Source organism: Winogradskyella forsetii, from assembly GCF_013394595.1.
Lineage (GTDB): Bacteria > Bacteroidota > Bacteroidia > Flavobacteriales > Flavobacteriaceae > Winogradskyella > Winogradskyella forsetii.
The window spans coordinates 679,782-700,593 of record NZ_CP053348.1 but is presented as its reverse complement, the minus strand read 5'-3'; the positions used below and the strand labels follow the sequence as shown (position 1 = coordinate 700,593).

At 35.5% G+C, this 20,812-nt stretch carries 18 protein-coding genes; 11 read left to right on the top strand and 7 right to left on the bottom strand.

Going from position 1 to position 20,812, the window contains the following annotated elements; translation table 11 throughout:
- Window positions 1–9: 9 nt before the first annotated feature.
- On the top strand, window positions 10–1,635 hold the full coding sequence (gene pruA / locus HM987_RS02890; RefSeq protein ID WP_179005060.1) for an L-glutamate gamma-semialdehyde dehydrogenase: 1,626 nt from the start codon (window positions 10–12) through the stop codon (window positions 1,633–1,635).
- 147 nt (window positions 1,636–1,782) lie between these two features.
- Complete coding sequence (locus HM987_RS02885; RefSeq protein ID WP_179005058.1) at window positions 1,783–3,492, top strand: T9SS type A sorting domain-containing protein; 1,710 nt, start codon at window positions 1,783–1,785, stop codon at window positions 3,490–3,492.
- 78 nt (window positions 3,493–3,570) lie between these two features.
- On the opposite strand, the gene HM987_RS02880 is transcribed toward HM987_RS02885, so the two are convergent.
- The gene (locus HM987_RS02880; protein WP_179005056.1) at window positions 3,571–4,626 is read right to left on the bottom strand and encodes an Omp28-related outer membrane protein; all 1,056 of its coding nucleotides are present in this window, start codon (window positions 4,624–4,626) and stop codon (window positions 3,571–3,573) included.
- 194 nt (window positions 4,627–4,820) lie between these two features.
- Here HM987_RS02880 and HM987_RS02875 point away from each other — a divergent pair, with 194 nt between their 5' ends.
- Genes HM987_RS02875 through HM987_RS02865 form a run of 3 tightly spaced genes read left to right on the top strand, consistent with a single transcriptional unit; the run spans window position 4,821 to window position 7,105 of the window.
- Window positions 4,821–5,306, top strand: coding sequence for a TlpA family protein disulfide reductase (locus HM987_RS02875; RefSeq protein ID WP_179005054.1), 486 nt, complete (start codon window positions 4,821–4,823; stop codon window positions 5,304–5,306).
- A gap of 42 nt (window positions 5,307–5,348) precedes the next feature.
- Window positions 5,349–6,467 carry a DUF6029 family protein gene (locus tag HM987_RS02870; RefSeq protein WP_179005052.1) on the top strand — a complete coding sequence of 373 codons (1,119 nt, stop codon included), beginning with the start codon at window positions 5,349–5,351 and terminating at the stop codon, window positions 6,465–6,467.
- Complete coding sequence (locus tag HM987_RS02865) at window positions 6,446–7,105, top strand: T9SS type A sorting domain-containing protein (protein ID WP_179005050.1); 660 nt, start codon at window positions 6,446–6,448, stop codon at window positions 7,103–7,105. Before HM987_RS02870 ends, HM987_RS02865 begins: the two co-directional genes overlap by 22 nt.
- Before the next feature lie 73 nt (window positions 7,106–7,178).
- On the opposite strand, the gene rsmG is transcribed toward HM987_RS02865, so the two are convergent.
- Complete coding sequence (gene rsmG / locus HM987_RS02860; RefSeq protein ID WP_179005048.1) at window positions 7,179–7,808, bottom strand: 16S rRNA (guanine(527)-N(7))-methyltransferase RsmG; 630 nt, start codon at window positions 7,806–7,808, stop codon at window positions 7,179–7,181.
- Between the two features lie 146 nt (window positions 7,809–7,954).
- Between rsmG and HM987_RS02855 the strand changes: the two genes are divergently transcribed.
- Window positions 7,955–9,052, top strand: coding sequence for a fatty acid desaturase family protein (locus HM987_RS02855; RefSeq protein ID WP_179005046.1), 1,098 nt, complete (start codon window positions 7,955–7,957; stop codon window positions 9,050–9,052).
- Window positions 9,053–9,082: 30 nt separating this feature from the next.
- Window positions 9,083–10,267, top strand: a complete 1,185-nt coding sequence (locus HM987_RS02850) for a pyridoxal phosphate-dependent aminotransferase (RefSeq protein WP_179005044.1) — start codon at window positions 9,083–9,085, stop codon at window positions 10,265–10,267.
- An 84-nt stretch (window positions 10,268–10,351) separates the two neighbouring features.
- Here the strand turns inward: HM987_RS02850 and HM987_RS02845 are convergent, their stop codons facing one another.
- From HM987_RS02845 to trkA, 4 genes are all read right to left on the bottom strand, one after another.
- Complete coding sequence (locus tag HM987_RS02845; protein WP_179005042.1) at window positions 10,352–10,636, bottom strand: hypothetical protein; 285 nt, start codon at window positions 10,634–10,636, stop codon at window positions 10,352–10,354.
- A gap of 132 nt (window positions 10,637–10,768) precedes the next feature.
- Entirely contained in the window at window positions 10,769–11,017 is a 249-nt protein-coding gene (locus HM987_RS02840; RefSeq protein ID WP_179005040.1) for a hypothetical protein, read from the bottom strand.
- 161 nt (window positions 11,018–11,178) lie between these two features.
- The gene (locus HM987_RS02835; protein WP_179005038.1) at window positions 11,179–12,681 is read right to left on the bottom strand and encodes a TrkH family potassium uptake protein; all 1,503 of its coding nucleotides are present in this window, start codon (window positions 12,679–12,681) and stop codon (window positions 11,179–11,181) included.
- A gap of 15 nt (window positions 12,682–12,696) precedes the next feature.
- Entirely contained in the window at window positions 12,697–14,046 is a 1,350-nt protein-coding gene (gene trkA / locus HM987_RS02830; RefSeq protein ID WP_179005036.1) for a Trk system potassium transporter TrkA, read from the bottom strand.
- Window positions 14,047–14,248: 202 nt separating this feature from the next.
- Here trkA and ubiE point away from each other — a divergent pair, with 202 nt between their 5' ends.
- Both ubiE and porT read left to right on the top strand, forming a co-directional pair.
- A complete protein-coding gene (ubiE, locus tag HM987_RS02825) occupies window positions 14,249–14,980 on the top strand; it encodes a bifunctional demethylmenaquinone methyltransferase/2-methoxy-6-polyprenyl-1,4-benzoquinol methylase UbiE (protein ID WP_179005034.1) in 732 nt (243 codons plus the stop codon).
- Window position 14,981: 1 nt separating this feature from the next.
- A complete protein-coding gene (porT, locus tag HM987_RS02820; protein ID WP_179005032.1) occupies window positions 14,982–15,698 on the top strand; it encodes a type IX secretion/gliding motility protein PorT/SprT in 717 nt (238 codons plus the stop codon).
- Here porT and HM987_RS02815 read toward each other — a convergent pair.
- The gene (locus tag HM987_RS02815; RefSeq protein ID WP_179009847.1) at window positions 15,685–16,419 is read right to left on the bottom strand and encodes a TrmH family RNA methyltransferase; all 735 of its coding nucleotides are present in this window, start codon (window positions 16,417–16,419) and stop codon (window positions 15,685–15,687) included. The genes porT and HM987_RS02815 overlap by 14 nt on opposite strands.
- A gap of 146 nt (window positions 16,420–16,565) precedes the next feature.
- Here HM987_RS02815 and tamL point away from each other — a divergent pair, with 146 nt between their 5' ends.
- Window positions 16,566–19,160, top strand: coding sequence for a translocation and assembly module lipoprotein TamL (gene tamL, locus HM987_RS02810; protein ID WP_306293674.1), 2,595 nt, complete (start codon window positions 16,566–16,568; stop codon window positions 19,158–19,160).
- Between the two features lie 536 nt (window positions 19,161–19,696).
- On the top strand, window positions 19,697–20,764 hold the full coding sequence (fbaA, locus tag HM987_RS02805) for a class II fructose-bisphosphate aldolase (RefSeq protein WP_179005030.1): 1,068 nt from the start codon (window positions 19,697–19,699) through the stop codon (window positions 20,762–20,764).
- Window positions 20,765–20,812: the final 48 nt, after the last annotated feature.

The window sequence follows — 20,812 nt, the reverse complement described above, 5'->3', positions numbered from 1 at the left end:
TTTTTATCGATGGGAAAAGGATTCTTTAATGTACCTGTAGCAGTCAATGAACCTGTAAAATCTTATGCACCTGGTTCGCCAGAACGCAAAGAAGTTCTTGACACTTACAAATCAATGTTCAATAGTAAAGTTGAAGTCCCAATGTACATAAATGGTAAAGACGTAAAAACTGGAAACACCAGAACTATGTCTCCACCACACGATCATCAGCACGTTGTAGGCGAATATCATTTAGCTGAAAAAAAACATGTTGAAGAAGCAATTTCTACAGCATTAGAAGCGCGCAAATCTTGGTCGCAAATGCCTTGGGAACAGCGTGCTGGCGTATTCTTAAAAGCAGCTGAATTAATTGCAGGACCATATAGAGCTAAGATTAATGCGGCAACTATGATTGCACAATCTAAAAATATTTATCAAGCTGAAATTGATGCCGCTTGTGAGTTGATTGATTTCCTACGTTTCAATGTTCAATTTATGTCGGACATTTATATGGAACAACCAGAAAGCACAAGTGATGCTTGGAACCGCGTTGAGTACAGACCACTTGAAGGTTTCACTTACGCAGTAACTCCCTTTAATTTTACGGCTATAGCCGGAAATTTACCAGCTTGTATGGCATTAATGGGTAATGTTGTGGTATGGAAACCTAGCGATAGCCAAGTATATTCTGCAAAAGTTATTATGGATATTTTTAAAGAAGCTGGTGTGCCAGATGGCGTTATCAATGTTGTTTTTGGTGATCCTGAAATGATTACAAATACGGTTTTAGCCAGCCCAGATTTTTCTGGTTTGCATTTTACGGGTTCTACTCATGTGTTTAAAGAATTATGGAAACAGATTGGAAACAATATTCATAACTACAAAACCTACCCAAGAATCGTGGGTGAAACTGGAGGAAAGGATTTTATCGTTGCTCACAAATCAGCAAATGCAAAGCAAGTTGCGACAGCAATTTCCCGTGGCGCTTTTGAATTTCAAGGTCAGAAATGTAGTGCTGCCTCTCGAGCTTATGTCCCAAAAGGCATTTGGGCTGATGTGAAAAAATACGTACTTGAGGATATTGAGTCTTTCAAAATGGGTTCTCCTGAAGATATGGGCAATTTTATTACAGCCGTAATCCACGAAGGTTCTTTTGATAAATTAGCAAAATATATAGACGAGGCAAAATCTGATAGTGATGCCGAAATCATTGCTGGTGGAAACTATGATAAATCGAAAGGTTATTTTATTGAGCCTACTGTTATCGTAACGTCGAATCCAAAATATACGACCATGTGTACTGAGTTGTTTGGACCAGTAATCACGATATATGTTTATGAGGATGACACTTATTCCGAAACTCTAAAACTAGTAGACGACACAAGTGAATATGCCTTGACAGGTGCTATTTTATCTACAAGCCGTTATGCCATTGAAGAAGCCACTAAAGCGCTTCAAAATTCAGCGGGTAACTTCTATATTAATGACAAACCAACTGGAGCTGTTGTTGGTCAACAACCATTTGGTGGTGCTAGAGCATCTGGAACAAACGATAAAGCAGGTAGTGCCCAAAACTTATTGCGTTGGGTATCTCCAAGATTAATCAAGGAAACTTTTGTAACCCCTACAGATTATAGATATCCATTTTTGGGTTAAGACGCTTTAATATATTGAATTACAAATCCTTAATTGCATTTTGCTTTTAAGGATTTTTTTTGCACTTTATAGAAATGACCTTAAAAATAGACGATCACTAAAGTAAACTTTGTATCTTTTCATTCCACTAATATTAATTCTGCTGCTATGAAAAAAAAATACGTTACTTTTCTTTTACTTTTGCCAACGCTCCTAGTTGCTCAAACTACTTTTACATCTGCCATAACACCAGATTTATCGGCTTATGGAGAAGCTACCAACTATCCAGGCGAAGGAGAATATCAGATGTTTTTGAGTCCTGATGCGATTCTGGACAAACCAATTATTGTAGTTGATGGCTTTGATACTGGAGACACCAGAACCATTGATGGCATTTATAGCCTGTTGGATTTTGCTGGCACTTCTGGCACAGAAAACCTAGCAGACCAATTGCGTGCTCTCGGTTTTGATATTGTTATCTTAAATTTTCCTGTGTATACAAGAACCGCAGACGCTGCCACTATTGATGGAGGCACCGATTTTATGGAGCGAAATGCCATGCTTTTAGTTGAGTTGCTAAACATTGTTAACACGGCCAAAGCACCTAACAGTCCTGAACAGAATGTAATTATAGGCCCAAGTATGGGAGGTTTGATTTCTCGTTATGCCTTAAATTATATGGAAGCTAATGCCTTGGAAGCAGACACCAGACTTTACATCTCTTTTGATGCACCACATCATGGCGCAAATGTACCGATTGGCCTTCAACATCAACTCAACTATTTAGCGTTTAATGATTTGAATCCTGTACCTGAATTACAACCTATAATCACTACATTATTGAATTCTCCAGCCTCAAGACAATTGTTAATTGATCATTTTGAAACGCATTTGGTAAGCGGAAGTCTCGTTGATTTTGACGCCAACTTAACGCTTCCAGCACCACACCCTTTTAGAACGCAATTTGAAAGTAATATTAATGGATTAATCACTGGTGGATTTCCTCAAAATACGCGCAATGTTGCTATTATAAATGGTAGTGGCATTGGTAATCCTTATTTTGCCATTGGAGACAGCGGAACTACAGTTACCAATGGTTTCCCAATAGTTAGCACAGTACTTCCTGTCACGGTGCCTAGTCCCTTTGGAGACGTCACAATTAATGTGGAAATTGATATTAATATGACACCTACTGCCGGAGCTTCACAGCAAGTCAGCCGTTTTTTTGCACCTATCCCAATTTTTCCTGATGTTGAAGCTATAGCCAATTCTGGCACCACAAATTTTGACGGCGTAGACTCAGCTCCTGGTGGTTTATTTGATATTTCAGTTTTAACAGGAGGTATTGCTGGAGGAGGCATTGCTGATGATTTCCTTAATGCTTTACAAATCGATAAGTTTAGCTACATCCCTTCGGTAAGTGCACTAGCACTCAATATTACTGAAGAAGCTACAGGAGACGACATTAATTGGCACCATGATATAGACATCGCAGGTCGAAGCACCACCAACGACACTCCTTTTGCCAACACGTATTTACCAGACGATAACGAACCACATGTGCAATTAACAGCAGCTAATGTGGCTTTTGCCCTGAACGAAATACTGAATCCTACTTTAAGTGATTCAAATAATGAATTGTTTGCGTTTCAACTTGAAAAAAACCCAGTAAAAAATCAACTGGTTTTAGGTTCTAATGGTCATACTAATGCCAATATTACTATTACTGATTTAACTGGGAAAATGGTTTATAAATCCATGGTAGAGTTAGATAACATAACTTCAATCCCTCTGAATCTAACCTCTGGATTTTATATTTTGAATATTGAAGGGGAAGCTAACGAAACCTTTACGACAAAATTTATTGTGAATAAATAGAACTTTGAAAATTTTAAAACTAAAAAAACCTGAACGATTAAACTTGTTCAGGTTTTTCTAAATTAAGCGTTATATATTTTATTCATAAGGCTTATCATCACCAACATGAGCATGCTGGGAATTTTTAGCGGTATTATCAGAATCAACAACCATAGCTGCAATACTCAAATTGTCTGTGACATAATCTGAAGGTACAGTAATGGTAAAAGATGTGATATATTCGGTCAATGCTCCTGTAACAGGAATTGGATCTCCCAAAACACTAGATAATGCGTTTCTCAAAGTTTCGTTATGCTCAAAATCTGGAATTGGATCTCCTGCATTAAAATAAGGGCTCGTGGTATCTGCATTGTAATAATTGACTTGATCGTTAAGAATCCCATCTTCAAGCAAATATACCACAAGCTTATCGCCTTCAACAGACCCTTCTTCATATACCACATTTATCTGTACAGTCAGTTCGTTTCCAACTAATTCAGAATTTATAGCCAGAGCTAAATTAGTATCTAAACCAGCAATACTGGTAACTGCACTATTAGGATGAGGCGTTTGCCACTCCACGGTTCTATTTACTTTAGCTGCAGGGAAACCTTCAATACCAAAAGCATCTTTTAGCAATTGTACTTGATCAAAATGCATAGGATCTGGAAAACTATTTGCCGTTTCATGAATAGCGATAACGGTAATAAAATCCGTTTCCTCTTTTAAAGAGTTTACAGCGCCTGCAACCCTTGGACAGAAACCACACCAGGTACCTGTGTAGTCTTCAATAACAATTTTACGTTTAGGCACAATAACACTAAATGACTCTGTATTTGTAGTCACTTCCACACCTTCTTCCATGTAAACGCCATAGACTTCGAAATCTCCTATAATATCGGATGAAAACACACTTCCTTCTATCGTCTCTCCATCAACATAAAATGTAGCTGAACTGGTAACATCCTCACCTACTTCATTTATAATTTTAAAAGGAATTTCTTGATTGACCAATGACGCTTTTCTTACTAACTTATCAACATCTATTTGAGCCGTTGGCGTTGTTAGCGGTACGTTTTCTTCTGTTTTACTACAGGAAACACTAATTAGGATAAGTAGTAAAAATAATAACTTTGGCACTTTCTTTGAAATCATAGCAATTGTATTGTTTTTTTGCTAAATTAATTAATTTTTAGTAGATCATTACATTTGTAAATAATTTAACTAATATTGTGCAACAAAATTTCGAAATTTTATTATAACCAGAGCATGCTAAACTTGTTGTCATATAAAAAATTGATTAATAGCGAACTGCATGTGACAGTTAATAAAACAATAAATATATACACATGAAAAAACTGATTTTAATTTTTTGCTTAGGTCTTTTAAGTTTTACAGCTATAGCTCAAAACGATCTTCCTAATCTCGATGTCACTTCTATCGATGGAAAAACTATAGCATTAACAGACGCTACAAATAAAGATGGCGTTACCATCATTTCGCTTTGGGCAACTTGGTGCGTCCCTTGCTTAAAAGAGTTAGATGCCATTAACGATATCTATGATGAGTGGCAAGAAGAAACCAATGTAGAACTCCTTGCGGTTTCAGTTGATGATAGTAGAACTGTAAAACGTGTAAAGTCTATGGTAAATGGCAAAGGTTGGGATTATACGGTTTTGCTAGATACCAATAATGATTTAAAACGCGCGCTAAATGCGTCAAGTATTCCACTTACCATTTTGGTAAAAAATAATAAAATTGTTTATGAGCATTCTGGTTACAGTCCTGGTGCCGAATTAGAACTCTATGAAAAGATAAAGGAACTGTCTAAATAAACCTTCTACTCCCTCAACTATTTCTGCTAACAACCAATTACAATGAAAAAATTACTTTTTCTAACTGCTGTATTATTTCAAATTTATTTTAGTAACGCACAAGAGACTGGCTATTTTTATGGCGGCTTAGAATCTAATTCACAATGGCTTCAAACGGACGAAGGTATTAATTTCCTGGCTCCAGAAGATCAGTTTAGAGCCAACAATTATATTCTTTTGAATTACAATCTTGGAAAATTTACGGCTGGAGTTCAATACGAATCTTATTTACCTTCGGCATTATTAGGGTACGACCCCATCTTTGACAACCAAAATAATGTAGCCACCTATTATTTTAATTATAAGGACGAAAGTTTAGACATCACAGGCGGCTATTTCTACGAACAGTTTGGTAGCGGCTTAATTCTTCGTTCTTGGGAAGACCGACAATTAGGTTTAAACAATGCCTTCAAAGGATTAAATATAAATTTTGATGCTACGAAAGACTTGAGCCTAAAGGCCGTCTTTGGAAAACAACGCTATGGTTTTGAAGAGTCTGAAGGCACCATTCAAGCTTTAGATGCAGATTTAAGCCTGAGCGGAGCCCTAAATGTTGAATCAATTGACATACAATTAGGAGCCAGCTATGTCGGCAGAAACCAAGACACCAATGGTGTTGAGGCGATCCCAACTACTGTTGGCGCTTACGGAGGACGATTGGATTTTATAATTGACAATTTCTATGCTGGTGTGGAAGCTATTATTAAAGACCCAGATGTTATTGCTAATGAAGGACAAATAGCGTCCAACAAACTATATGACGGAACCGCTCTGCAAGTTAATGCTGGTTATGCACAAAAAGGATTAGGTATCAATGCGACGTTTAGACGATTGGAAAATTTCAGTTTTTTCTCTGACCGTTTGGCTGAAGGAAATATTTTTAACCAACAAGTCATCAACTATGTGCCTGGCCTCACCAAGCAACAAGATTATTTGTTGACTAATATTTACGTTTACAATCCACAACCAAGATTGATCATAGAATCGTTTGACCAACGTGCAGGTGAAGTAGGCACACAATTTGATTTGTATTACACCTTTAAAAAAGGATCTGCTTTGGGTGGAAGATATGGCACAAAATTGGCGATGAACTTCTCTTATTGGGAAGTGACGAGAGCCTAGTCACTGATGGACAAACCATTGCTTTTTCTGAAGCAGGTTGTGGTTATGCAGATCCATGTAACTGGAAATTCAAAGTTACCAATACAACAACTCAAGATATTTATGTAAGAATTTTTGTGGACGACCTTGTTGGAACCGATGGTTCTGATTTTCAACTTTGTTTTGCTGGTGTATGTTTAAACGATGTTGCTTTAAATAGTGGATACCCTTCTACGCCTTATTTAATTGCTCCAGGCGGAACCAATAGCGCTGGAAACAACTTATGGAATCTAAACCCAAGTACTACAACAACTCCTATGAGCTGGACCTTTAGATTTCAAGCATTTGATTCTAGTGGATTTACTGTTGGCACACCTTTAATTGTAACTTATAGTTTTGATCCTACACTAAGCGTTGGAGAATCTCAATTATCTGACATTAAAGTTTATCCAACAACTGTTGTAAACGAACTTAATGTATCTGCTAATGAAGATTTAACCGCTAATTTTTATGACTTATTAGGAAGAAGTGTTAAACAAGCAACTATTCTTTCTGGTGATGATACTATTGATATTTCAGATTTATCCGCTCAACCTTATATTATTCGTTTTACTAACGAGGAAGGCGAATCAATTACTAAAAAAATAGTTAAGCAATAAACCTTACTATTTTATATCATGCAAACCGTTCCAAGAATAATTGGGACGGTTTTTTATTAGCAATTTATTTCTACTACATTCTATGTTTCAAAGGCAAATAAATTACTTTTTTAGTATCAAAAAACGACTCTTCAAAATAATCGGATAACAAAAAAGCCTTGACGGTTTTATACTGTTTTAATTCTTCAGTTAAATCACCACCTTTTAAATACAGGATGCCATTTTTTAAATCGTTTTTTTGGGTTTTGGCAATTTTTCCCTTGACCCATTTTGTGAATTCTGGCATGGTAGTTACTGCCCTACTCACAATAAAATCGAAGGTTTCCTCGATAGCTTCTACCCTACTGTGGGTTGTTTTTATATTCGTTAACTCAATTGCTTCACTAACGGCATTAATCACTTTTAATTTTTTGTTAATGCTATCTACCAAATGAAATTGACATTCTGGAAATAAAATTGCCAAAGGCACTCCAGGAAACCCTCCTCCTGTGCCAACATCCAAAATTGAAGAATTAGCTTTAAAATCAATGACTTTAGCTATTCCCAAAGAATGTAAAACATGTCTTAAGTAGAGTTCATCAATATCCTTACGGGAGATGACATTTATTTTGCTATTCCAATCTTTGTACAAGCCTTCTAGGGCTTTAAATTGTTGGATTTGGATTTCAGTTAGGTTCGGGAAATATTTTAGGATCAATTCCATTTTTAATAATTTCAACAAAAATAGTTAATTTTAAACTGTATAATTTTACGTTAATGGATTAGGGCTACTTTTTATTTATTAACTATCTTTGCTTTGTTATAATGAAATAAATTCCCTTACGTTATAGCAATAAATACCTTAAACTAATGGCACAACAAACCGTAAAATTCTCTAGAATAGATTCTGCAAAGTTCTTTAGAACCCTAAATAAACGCGTAAATAATTATTTCAAAGAAAATAATATAAAAAAAACAGGCAACTGGAAGCTATACATTAAGGCCGTAATAATGTTTACCTTATTGCTCGGTCCTTTAGTGCTGTTATTGACAGTAGATAATTTACCTGTCTGGTTACAAATTCTATCAATGGTCGTTATTGGTATCGGAATGGCTGGCGTGGGAATGAATGTGATGCACGATGCCAACCATGGTTCGTTTTCTAGTAAAAAATGGGTCAATAAACTCATGGGAAGTAGCATCCATATCTTAGCTGGTAATGATTATAACTGGAAAGTACAGCACAACGTTTTGCATCATACCTATACCAATATTCAAGGTCATGATGAAGATATTGATGCAGGACGGATTATTCGATTCTCCAAACATTCCAAATGGCTTAAAATTCATAAATACCAAAGATATTATGCCTTTTTATTATATGGATTATTAACCGTTAATTGGGCAGTAACTACAGATTTTAAACAAACCTACCAATATCTTAAACGAAAATTGTCTTACGGCGATTTCCCTAATCCTGCCACACAATGGACAAAGTTGATTATTGGTAAAATACTATACTATACCATTTGGGTGGTTTTACCGTTGTCCTTGGGATACGCTTGGTGGCAAGTTTTAATCGGATTTCTTATTATGCACTATACTGCTGGAATGATTTTAAGTGTCATTTTTCAATTGGCACATGTGATGCCAAATACAACTATGCCATTACCTGATGAAAGTGGAACTATGAAAAACACTTGGGCCATTCACCAATTGTTTACAACCTCTAATTTTTCACCTAAAAGTTGGATAGTAGAGTTTTATACGGGTGGTTTGAATAGACAGGTTGAACATCATTTATTTTCGAACATAAGCCATGTTCATTATAAGCACATTGCAAAAATAGTAAGGGAAACTGCTCATGAATTTAGTTTACCTTATAATGAGTATAATTCTATTTGGACAGCTATAGCAGAGCATTACCAGCAACTAAAACAATTAGGTATGAAGCCAAGTATGGCCTAATATTATTCCCAGAAAAAATAACACAACCACATGAATCAACTTTCGGATAGAATTAACAACCTAGCCACATCAGCTACGCTCGCCATGGCAGCAAAAGCTAGAGAATTAAGAGCAGAAGGCAAGGATATTATTGGATTAAGTCTGGGCGAACCCGACTTTAACACACCAGATTTCATAAAAGAGGCTGCCATTGAAGCCATTAACCAAAACTATAATAGTTATTCTCCTGTTGATGGTTATGTGGAATTGAAACAAGCGATTATCACAAAATTCAAACGTGATAATCACCTCAACTATACACTGCCACAGATTGTGGTTTCAACAGGCGCAAAACAATCATTGGCAAATATTGCTGCCGTGATGCTTAATCCTGGAGACGAAGTTATTTTACCTTGTCCATATTGGGTCAGTTACAGTGACATTGTAAAATTGAGCGATGGCGTTCCTTTGGAAGTCCAAACTTCAATTGATAACGATTTTAAAATGACAGCAGAGCAATTGGAAGCTGCCATTACGCCTAAAACCAAAATGATTTGGTACAGCTCGCCTTGTAACCCAAGTGGTTCCGTTTATAGCAAGGAAGAATTGAGAGCTTTAGCGGATGTCCTCAAAAAATATCCTAATATTTATGTGGTTTCAGATGAAATTTATGAGCATATCAATTTTAAAGGCGGTCATTTTAGCATGGCTGAATTTGAAGATATGTACGATAGAACCATTACCGTAAACGGCGTGTCTAAAGCGTTTGCCATGACAGGTTGGAGAATTGGTTATATAGGCGCACCAGACTGGATCGCTAGGGCATGCAATAAAATGCAGGGTCAGATTACAAGTGGCGCCAATTGTATTGCGCAACGTGCCGTAATTACGGCTTTAGAAGCAGATCCTTCCAGTATAAAATATATGGTGGATCAGTTTAAGGTAAGACGTAAGCTGATTCTTAATTTATTAGGCGAGATTGAAGGTTTTAAAACCAACGAGCCTGAAGGCGCATTTTATGTGTTTCCAAATGTCTCAGCATATTTTGGAAAAACCATCAAGGGAAAAACAATCAATAATGCATCGGACTTTTCCTTATTCTTGTTAGAAGAAGCTTTAGTCGCAACAGTTACGGGAGAAGCCTTTGGAAATCCTGATTGTATAAGAATTTCTTATGCAGCGTCGCAAGATGACATAAAAGAAGCTATAAAACGTATAAAAACTGCTTTGAGTTAATTGTTAACCACAATTGCATTCTGATGATATGACCAGACCTTTCAGGTTTTAAAAACCTGAAAGGTCTTTTCTTTAAGTTCAATTTTAAAACCAGAATATTTCTCTAATTCCATCTGCTAAATAAGTTAAAATACAAACAAGACCAAAGAATCCTAAAACTGTAAGACTAATCACCTTGAGCATTCTAATTTTTCGTTCCTCTTTTAACCGCTTAGCAATGTCTTTGAGTTGTTTAGTGGTAGCTTTAGGTAAATTATATTCTGTTTTTTTATCAGAATTAAAACCAGCTAATCTGTTTTTCATTCTATCTCGTTTAGAAAGCAAATTCAAATTATTTCTAACGCTAGTAATCATCGCTCCTGCAGACATAGTTTCTAAGTTTTAAAAGGTTGAAAAGGTGTAATGTGAATAGCATCCGTATATTTTAAAAATACTATCGTAGCTATAAAAGGCACAAATTAATGTGCCAGTTAAACGTTCAGAATATTATGCAAATCGTTTTTAGAACAAAGCGATTAAAGCAATGGCGAATACAGATAATTTCAAGATTACAGCTGTATGGTTTACCATATTTAATTGAGACGCCTTTAGTCGTTGTCTAATTCCGAATACAGAGGCTGAAGATGGTTGGCTAAAATTCTTTTTTACAACGGATTTATAATTTGAATTCAATAATCCGTGAGTTGTAAAATGAGATACCTCAGAGGGTTCTGGTAAAGATTCTAATGCTGTGTTTAATACTAATTCCATGATTGATGATTTAATTGGTTATACAAATAAGACGTACAACAATTAAAAATGTTACAAGGTATTTGGCAACCATAGCCCTTATTTTAAGGGTTTTATGTTCAGCATATCAGTATTAATATAGGCTAGCTATTATTTGAAAAGTCTTGAAAAAAGTTGAGAATTTACCTATTTCGCCAGAAAAAAGGTGTCAACAATATTAAAACCGTAAACAGTTCTAACCTCCCAATAAGCATTAAGAAAGAAGCCCACCATTTTCCTAAAGGTGGTAAAGCTGCGTAGTTATTTACAGGGCCGAAATCACCCAAAGCCGGTCCAACGTTTCCTAAACTCGATGCCGAAAGTCCGATCGCAGAAGTAAAATCAATCTGAAACATGGAAAATACCAAAGCACCAATAATAAAGGACAGCATGTAAAGGATAAAGAAACCTAAAACATTAAAAACAATATCCTTTGATACGGATTTTCCATTATAACGAACAGGTAAAATCGCATTAGGATGCAATGCCCGTTTAAATTCTATAAAACTATTTTTAATTAAAATTAATTGACGCATCACTTTTACACCACCAGATGTACTTCCTGCGGAACCTCCTAAAAACATCAATCCAAAAAAGAAAACGGTTAAAAATGGTGTCCAAAGCGTGTAATCTGCGGTAACAAAACCAGTTGTGGTTACTATAGCTAACACTTGAAATAAGGCATGTCTTATTGCACTTTCACCTTCACCCAAAACCATAGGGTGAATAATTGAAGATTGCGAGACATCTGCTCTAAAATAGATTAGAACCGCAGCAATAATAGTAAATATAGCGATGAATTTAAAGTAAAGTCTAAACTCTTCGTCTTTTAAAATTTTAGAAACTTTGCCTTTAAACATGTAATAACTTAATACAAAGTTTGTACCAGCCAAAAACATAAAGAATATAATAATATACTGTATCGCAGGATTATCGTTCCAATAGGCGACACTCGCATTTTTTGTGGAAAAGCCACCTGTGGACAACGTGCTCAACGCATGGTTTATGGCATCGAAAAAAGACATACCTGCAATTTGTAACAGAATGGTTTCCGCAACTGTGTAACCTACATAAATTAACCATAAACGTTTTGCCGTATCTGTAATTCTCGGATGTAATTTATCGGCACTTGGTCCTGGTGCTTCGGCTGCAAATAATTGCATGCCTCCAACACCCAATAATGGTAAAATGGCTATGGCCAATACAATAATTCCCATACCACCAATCCAATGGGTTGTGCTTCTCCAAAACAGTACACCTTCTGGGATGACTTCAATATCGTTTAAAATACTCGCGCCTGTTGTAGTATAACCAGACATGGTTTCAAAAAAAGCATCTGTAAATGATGGAATGGCTTCTGTAGCAACATAAGGTAAGGTACCTGATAACGACATCACTATCCAACCAAAAGCCACAACAATATAACCTTCGCGTTTATTCATTTCTTTGCGATGGTCTTTTGTTCTATACATGGCTATGGCGCCTATTAAAAGTGTTGCCATTCCGGCTAAAAACAACTCTAGCGTTACACCATCGTTATAAATCAGACTGATTAAAGTGGCGATAAGCATAAAGCCTCCATTAAACAATAATAGAAGTCCAAAAAAATGAAAAATAATTTTATAATTGAGTTTTATACGAGACATACGATCTACTTACAATTAAGAGAAAAATGCTTCAACTTCAGAAATAGAACGTGGCAAACAGCAAACTACCACGCGATCACCTGCATCAATTTTAAAGTCACCTAATGGAATCAATCCTTGTCCATCTCTTATAATACCACCAAAAATGGCGGAACGTGGAAATTTTAAATCCTTAATCTTTTTATTGGTAATTTTAGAATTAGGTTTTACAACAAACTCTAATAGTTCAGCATTCATATTGGTCAACTTGGTCATTGCTACAACCTCGCCTTTTCTAATATATCTAAAGATGTTATTGGCAGCCAATAATTTTTTATTGATTAGGGTATCGATGCCTATGGATTGTGACAATTGATAATAATCCATATTCTCTACTAAGGCAATCGTTTTCTTTACACCTTTGGATTTTGCCAAAAGACAAGACATAATGTTGGTTTCCGAATTACCAGTCACAGCAATAAAAGCATCCATGTCAGAAATATTCTCTTCATCTAATATTTCAACATTTCTCCCATCTCCACAAATCACTAAAGCATTTGGTAAATCTTCCGCTAAATCTTCTGCTACACTCCGTTTACTTTCAACCAACTTCACATTAAACTTACTCGTGCAAAGGTCTTTTGCCGTTTTAAAACCGATTTGACTACCACCAAGAATCATGATATCCTTAATATGGACTTTAACTTTTCCAGATAACTCAAACAACTCATCATCACCGCCTTTAGAAGTCATAAAAACGACTTTATCACCTTCTTTAAAAATGGTATCTCCACGCGGTATTATAGTATACTGGGTTCCCAATCGCTGAATGGCAATTGGAATAAAATGCAACTCAGGATATATTTCGGCCGCTTCCTTAACCGTTTTATCCACAAAAGTTGCTGTTCTGGACAAACGTAAACCCAACATGGTCAATGCGCCATCTTCAAACTCATAAGTATCATTAAAGCCATACTGATTCAATAATAGCTCTATTTCAGAAGCGGCTAAAGATTCTGGTGAAATCAATTCATCAATTCCAAATTTCGAAAACCCAACCGTCTCTTTGTTTTCAATAAATTCGGTATTGGAAATACGTGCAATGGTTCGTTTTGCACCTAATTGTTTTGCTAATACGCAAGCTGTAATATTTGTAGTTTCCGAAGACGTTACGGCAATAAAAAGCGCTGCAGTTTCGATACGTGCATCTCTTAGAATAGCAATTGACGTTGCATCACCTTTTATAGTCCTGATATCCAAATGCTCTCCAGCATATGCTAAACTATCTTTTTTGGTATCTATTAATGTGATTTCTTGTGACTCGTAAGATAAAAGTTTCGCCAAATGAAATCCTACTTCACCTGCACCTGCGATAATTATTTTCATTGTTTTCTCTTCAAATGAACATGCAAATATATGGATAAGTTAGAAGTTAATAAGGCCCGAAAGTATTTAAAGTTATAAAAGTTATAAGTTGGCAACTAACCAAAGTCCTTAAAGTTGAAAAAATATCTCCAAAACCAACCTAACTTTAAATCCTTGTAACTTTAAGTACTTGTAACTTCTTAGTATATTTGCCAAAAATTTTATGGCTGAAAAAGTAAATCCATATAAAGATAGTACCCAATCCAAAAAGGTTCAGGTGACTAAAATGTTCGACACCATCTCTAAAGAATATGATGGTCTCAACCGTGTCATTTCTTTTGGTATCGATGTAAAATGGAGAAACAAGGTTGTAAAATTAGTGGCCCAAACTAATCCTGAAAATATTTTGGATATTGCCACAGGAACAGGAGATTTGGCCATTAGCCTCACTTCTACTAGCGCCAAAGAAATTATTGGCTTAGACATAAGCGATGGTATGTTGGAAGTGGGTCGGAAAAAAATTAAATCTAAAAACTTAGACAATGTCATATCCATGGTTATTGGAGATTCAGAGGATTTACCTTTTGAAAATGACACTTTCGATGCTATAACCGTTGCTTTTGGTGTTCGTAATTTTGAAAATTTGGAAAAAGGACTGACCGAAATATTAAGAGTCCTAAAACCTAATGGTATTTTTGTGATTTTAGAAACCTCAGTACCTACAAATCCGATATACAAAGCGGGTTACAACGTACATACAAAATTGGTTATGCCTGTAATCGGAAAACTGTTTTCAAAGGATAAGGTAGCCTACGATTATCTAAGTGAATCTGCCTCCGTTTTTCCTTATGGTGAAGCTTTGAACAATATTTTGAGAAAAATTGGGTTTATTAATGTCAAAGACATGCCACAAACTATGGGAGTGGCCACAATTTACTCAGCATCCAAATCGTAGTATGAGGAAAACAATTTATGTTATCGCACTTTTATTAACGTTCCAAAACGTTTCTGCTCAACTTTTTACCAAAGAAAAAGTAACTAATTCCATTGACAACATCGACAAGAAGTTTTTAACTTGGGGTTATTTTATTGGGTTTAACCAATACGACTTTAATTTTGATTATAATGAGGACTTAAAAGACATTCAAGTTGATAAATCGTTTGGGTTTCATTTAGGCCTTGTCGGTGATATGCGAATCAATGATTATCTCAATTTGAGACTTGAACCAGGCGTTTTTTTTACCACAAGAAATTTGCGTTATGACGAAAGTTATTTTGCAGGCATGGAATTTAATGACTCCGATTTGCTAAGAGAAGTTAAATCCACTTATGTCCATGTGCCTTTATTATTAAAAGTATCAACTAAGCGGATTAATAATTTTAAACCATTCATTGTTGGAGGCGTTTCGGCTGCCCTCAACCTGTCCAGTAATCAAGATAACCCAAATGACAATAGTTCTGGCGAGTTCAGAATGACCAAAAACACGTATTTCTATGAAATTGGTTTTGGTATCGATATGTACTTACTCTATTTCAAATTTACGCCATCGATTCGCGGTATTTTCGCTATGAATGATGAACTTATTAGAGATGCCGCCACAAATAGCCCTTGGACGGGTAATGTTTCAAAAATGCAAACGAGAGGTGTTTTTATCAATTTCACATTTCAATAGTACGCCTTCGAAATTCACTTAATAGTATGGCTGTTGCATTGGCCACATTTAAGCTTTCGGTGTCTTTAATTTCTCCAAATTGCGGAATGGTAACTTTTCTGGTCACGTGAACTTCAATGGCTTCAGAAATTCCATTGGCTTCATTTCCTAGAACAATAATTCCATTGGATGGTAAATTGGTTGTGTAAATGTTTTCGCCAGTTAAGAATGTTCCAAAAACTTCTGTCTTAATGGATTCCAAATAGGTGATTAAATCTAAATACTGCACATTCACTCGCGTTAGAGAACCCATTGTCGCTTGCACTACTTTTGTATTGTAGCAATCAACCGTATTTTGGCTACAAACCAAATTTTTAACACCATACCAATCACAAAGTCGAATAATCGTTCCTAAATTCCCTGGATCCCTAACATCATCTAAAACTATGGTTAAACCGTTTTGTTGGGCAGCCTGTTCATCAGGAATTTCAAAAATAGCTAAAGCTGTATTCGGGTTTTTAAGGGTTGATATTTTCTTTAAATCAGTTTCTGAAATTTCAGTAATTAAATGAGTTGGTGCCTCAAAAATCAGATCAGTAGTATAGAGATTTTTCAACCTGTAATCCGATTTCAGAAATTCAGAAATTCCCTTGATGCCTTCAACTATAAACAAACCGTTTTGCTGTCTGGCTTTTTTTTGACTTAAGCTTTTAATTAACTTGATTTGATTCTTTGATAAAATCGAACTCATATTTAAATTTAGTATAAAATACAAAGTAAACCTATTTTGGTTTAAAAGTGTTTTAAAATTAAATTGACTATTCTATTTCTGTAGCAGAAATGGTATTATTTTTGTTTCAGGTAATAAATTAAATAAGACACCTCTTTTTGAATCTACAACACTTAACTTCAATAGTATATCCCTTCAACACATCGATGTATCGGAATGTACTAGTTTTGGTATGCGTATTTATGCTAAGTTCTTGTAATGTCGTAAAACGTGTAAAAAGTGATGAGCATCTTATTACCAATAACACCATTCTGGAAGATGGTGATAAAGTGACCGATGAGCGTATTAATAATATCATTGCGCAACGCACCAATTCGGGTATGCGAAGATTTTTGGGATTTCCTTTAAAACTTCATATTTACAATCTGGCCAGACCCAACATAGATTCCATATTATATGCCAACGTGTTGAGCGATTCTTCCAAAGTAAACCGAAGAACGGCTCTACTTTCCAAAAAACAATTCGACAAATTGATGGAATCACGTCGCAATTTTAATTCATGGTTAAAGCGTACAGGTGAAGCTCCTGTCATTTACAATGAGGACAAAACCATTAAAACCGCTAGTAACCTGAGAAAATATTATTATAGTAAGGGATGGTTTAATAATGAAATTACCTACGAGGTTGACAAGGACAGCAATAAATTGGCTCAGGTCACTTACAAAGTCAAAAAACATAAACCTTACATATTAGACTCCATTACGCCTTATATCAGTAGTCCTGCGATTGATTCGCTTTATGATAAATTCAGCAAAAACTCACTACTGAAAAAAGGAGAACAATATGACGAACAGAATTACGAAACGGAACGTGAGCGCATCAACAGTTATTTACGAAACGTTGGTTTTTATCATTTTGGACAAGATTATATTCGTTTTGAAATGGATACTATCAATACCAACCATAAAGTACACACCGATATTATTATAGCAAATAGAACCATACGAGGTGATGATTCTACAACCACCAGGCCTTTTAAGATTTATAAAATAAAGGAGGTCAATATTTTTACGGACGACAATTTCAACAACCGTAACAAACCAATAACAGACACCACAACCTATAAAGATTTTAACCTTTACAGTAAGGAAAAATTAAGATTCAGGCCTAAAGCGTTGACGGATGCTGTTTTTATAAATAAAGGCGACACTTTTAGTGCTTTAGCTCAAAGTAGGACTTCCCGATATCTTAATGACCTACAAATGTTTAGATATCCAAATGTTGATTTTATTGAAAATGAAGAGGACACTACACTTACCGCTAATATTTATTTAGAACCCAAAAAGCAATACGGTTTAAGTTTTGATCCAGAAATCAACACTAGTAATATTCAAACGATAGGATTTTCATTCAGTGCAGGATTAAAAATACGAAATATTTTTAGAGGCGCAGAAACTTTGGAAATATCGGGAATCGCAGCCATAGGTGCTTCGAAAACGCGAAATGATCCTGAATCTGCTTTTTTTGATATTAATGAATTTGGTGGCAATATTCGTTTAACCATTCCGAGGTTATTCAGCCCATTTAACACCGATAAAATTATCCCGAAATACATGTCTCCAAGCACAGCTATGAGCATTTCTGCGACAAGCCAACAAAATATTGGCTTAGACAAACAATCGCTCTCAGGTATATTTAGTTATAACTGGTTTCCTTCAAAAACGGTCACCAACACTCTAGAACTGTTTAATGTGAACTTTGTAAAAAACTTAAATACCAGTAATTACTTTGGGGTTTATCAAAACTCTTTTAGCAGATTAAACTCCATTGCACGCGATATTAATTATATACCCAACGATGCTTTTTTACAGAATGACGAATTAGGGTCAAATCGCTATCAGCCAGCTGATGTTTTTATTGATGATGTTTTGGTGGGAAACACCAGTTTATCTGCAAGTGATGATGATTATTTAACCGTAAATAATATAGATGAGCGCAAAGAACGACTTACTGAAAACAACCTTATTTTCTCTACAAGTTTCGACTATAAAATAGATAAGCGCAACAATATATTTGATAATGATTTCTCTGTTTTTAAATGGCGCCTAGAGTTAGCAGGTAATCTCCTTTCTAGCATTTCAAATATTGCAGGCTTAACGAAAAATGACGATGGCAATTACGAAGTCTTTGGAGTGGCGTTCTCCCAATATGTCAAAGCCGAAGTAGATTACATTAAGTATGTTGATTTAGGGAGAAAAAATGTATTTGCCTTCCGTAGTTATGTTGGTGTGGCTATTCCTTATGGCAACTCCAACAGTATTCCTTTTGCTGAAAGTTTCTTTGCTGGTGGACCAAACGACAATAGAGCTTGGACGGCTTATAATTTAGGTCCAGGAAGCTCCAAAACGACTAATGAATTCAATGAAGCGAACTTTAAACTCCATCTAAGTGCAGAACAACGCTTTAGCCTATTTGGTGCATTTCAAGGCGCTATTTTTGCAGATGCTGGAAACATATGGAATGTTTTAGACAATGTTGAAGAAGATGCTGCTACATTAACCAGTTTTGACTCATTAAGAGATATTGCTTTAGGCTCTGGCTTTGGCTTGCGATACGACTTTGATTTTTTTGTACTACGTTTCGATGTCGGTTTTAAAACTTATGACCCTTCACAAGTTCAGAGCAAACGTTGGTTTCGAGACTATAATTTTAGTAATGCGGTTTACAATATTGGTATCAACTATCCTTTTTAGATATGAAAGGCATGAGACCGAGTGCTTTAAGCTATTGGAATCAAGACTTCACTAAATCACGAGCTGATAAAATTTTGTGTATTGTATTGAAATGTGTAACCAGTCAATATGCAGTTTTCGACATTACCTACTGATTTTCAGAATAAAATTTAACCGCCAGGTTCGCTAGGTGTTTAATTTTGAAGTTTTAATGCACTCGCCCTTTGCGTAAATCTTTGTGAACCTTTCGATTTTAAAATTTATGAATTATAAAAAAGGTAAAATGATTTTAATTCTGTTTCTCAGTTAGTTAGAATTTAGTCCCTGTCTTTCCGGAAGGCAGGTTTGTTCTTGATTCTAGCAGCGCAGCGGTCTATTGTCTTATATCGTACAGCATTATTCCACAATAGCGACAAATTAATTTTTAGAACTCAAAAGTGTATAAACACACCAAAACGATAACGTTTTCGGCATTTTATACTAGTTTAGAGATTATAAATACTCAAAATTTACGTATTTTTGATATCTAAAATTTTCAATCCAAAAACCATAACATTATGAGTCACAATATTAAACCTGGAGTTGCTACAGGTAAAGAAGTTCAGAATATATTCAATTATGCGAAAGCAAAAGGCTTTGCCTTACCAGCTGTTAACGTTATTGGTTCTAACACTATAAATGGCGTATTAGAAACTGCTAGAGATTTAAACGCTCCTGTCATTATTCAATTTTCTAATGGTGGTGCCCAATTTAATGCAGGTAAAGGCTTGAGTAATGAAGGTCAGCAAGCTGCTATACAAGGTGCTATAGCAGGCGCAAAACATGTGCATCAATTAGCAGAAGCTTATGGTGTACCTGTAATTTTACATACCGATCATTGTGCTAAGAAATTATTACCTTGGATTGATGGTCTTTTAGATGCTAGCGAACAACATTTTAAGGAAACAGGAAAATCGCTATACAGTTCCCACATGATTGATTTATCTGAAGAACCGCTAGAAGAAAACATAGAAATCTGTAAAAAATATCTTGAGCGCATGAGCAAAATGGGTATGACTCTAGAGATTGAATTAGGAATTACAGGTGGCGAAGAAGATGGTGTGGACAACACAGATGTTGACGATTCTAAACTATACACCCAACCTGAAGAAGTGGCTTATGCTTATGAAGAGTTAAGCAAAGTAAGTGATCAGTTTACAATTGCAGCAGCTTTTGGAAATGTACATGGTGTTTACAGACCTGGAAATGTCAAATTAACACCGAAAATCTTAAAAAATTCCCAAGACCATATCACCAAGAAATATGGTGTTGAGCACAATCATATTGATTTCGTTTTCCATGGTGGATCTGGTTCTACAGTTGAAGAAATAAGAGAAGGTATTAGCTATGGCGTTATTAAAATGAACATCGATACAGATATGCAATGGGCTTTTTTAAGTGGCGTTAGAGATTACGTTCAGGATAAAAAAGACTATTTGCAAACCCAAATTGGCAATCCAGACGGAAATGATGTGCCTAACAAAAAATACTACGATCCACGTGTTTGGTTACGTAAAGGAGAAGATGCTTTTGTGGAAAGACTTAAAAAAGCGTTTGAAGATTTGAATAATGTAGATACATTATAAGCAAATTATATTTAATTTTTGAAGACCCATTAGAACTTAATATCAGAG

Coding starts and splice junctions, on each gene's coding strand:
- trkA (WP_179005036.1), bottom strand. CDS start 14,046: ATGAAAATAATTATCGCAGGTGCAGGTGAAGTAGGATTTCATTTGGCG.
- HM987_RS02845 (WP_179005042.1), bottom strand. CDS start 10,636: ATGTCTGCAGGAGCGATGATTACTAGCGTTAGAAATAATTTGAATTTG.
- rsmG (WP_179005048.1), bottom strand. CDS start 7,808: ATGGAATTGATCCTAAAATATTTCCCGAACCTAACTGAAATCCAAATC.
- pruA (WP_179005060.1), top strand. CDS start 10: ATGGGAAAAGGATTCTTTAATGTACCTGTAGCAGTCAATGAACCTGTA.
- HM987_RS02885 (WP_179005058.1), top strand. CDS start 1,783: ATGAAAAAAAAATACGTTACTTTTCTTTTACTTTTGCCAACGCTCCTA.
- HM987_RS02840 (WP_179005040.1), bottom strand. CDS start 11,017: ATGGAATTAGTATTAAACACAGCATTAGAATCTTTACCAGAACCCTCT.
- ubiE (WP_179005034.1), top strand. CDS start 14,249: ATGGCTGAAAAAGTAAATCCATATAAAGATAGTACCCAATCCAAAAAG.
- fbaA (WP_179005030.1), top strand. CDS start 19,697: ATGAGTCACAATATTAAACCTGGAGTTGCTACAGGTAAAGAAGTTCAG.
- HM987_RS02850 (WP_179005044.1), top strand. CDS start 9,083: ATGAATCAACTTTCGGATAGAATTAACAACCTAGCCACATCAGCTACG.
- porT (WP_179005032.1), top strand. CDS start 14,982: ATGAGGAAAACAATTTATGTTATCGCACTTTTATTAACGTTCCAAAAC.
- HM987_RS02835 (WP_179005038.1), bottom strand. CDS start 12,681: ATGTCTCGTATAAAACTCAATTATAAAATTATTTTTCATTTTTTTGGA.
- HM987_RS02880 (WP_179005056.1), bottom strand. CDS start 4,626: ATGATTTCAAAGAAAGTGCCAAAGTTATTATTTTTACTACTTATCCTA.
- HM987_RS02870 (WP_179005052.1), top strand. CDS start 5,349: ATGAAAAAATTACTTTTTCTAACTGCTGTATTATTTCAAATTTATTTT.
- HM987_RS02855 (WP_179005046.1), top strand. CDS start 7,955: ATGGCACAACAAACCGTAAAATTCTCTAGAATAGATTCTGCAAAGTTC.
- HM987_RS02875 (WP_179005054.1), top strand. CDS start 4,821: ATGAAAAAACTGATTTTAATTTTTTGCTTAGGTCTTTTAAGTTTTACA.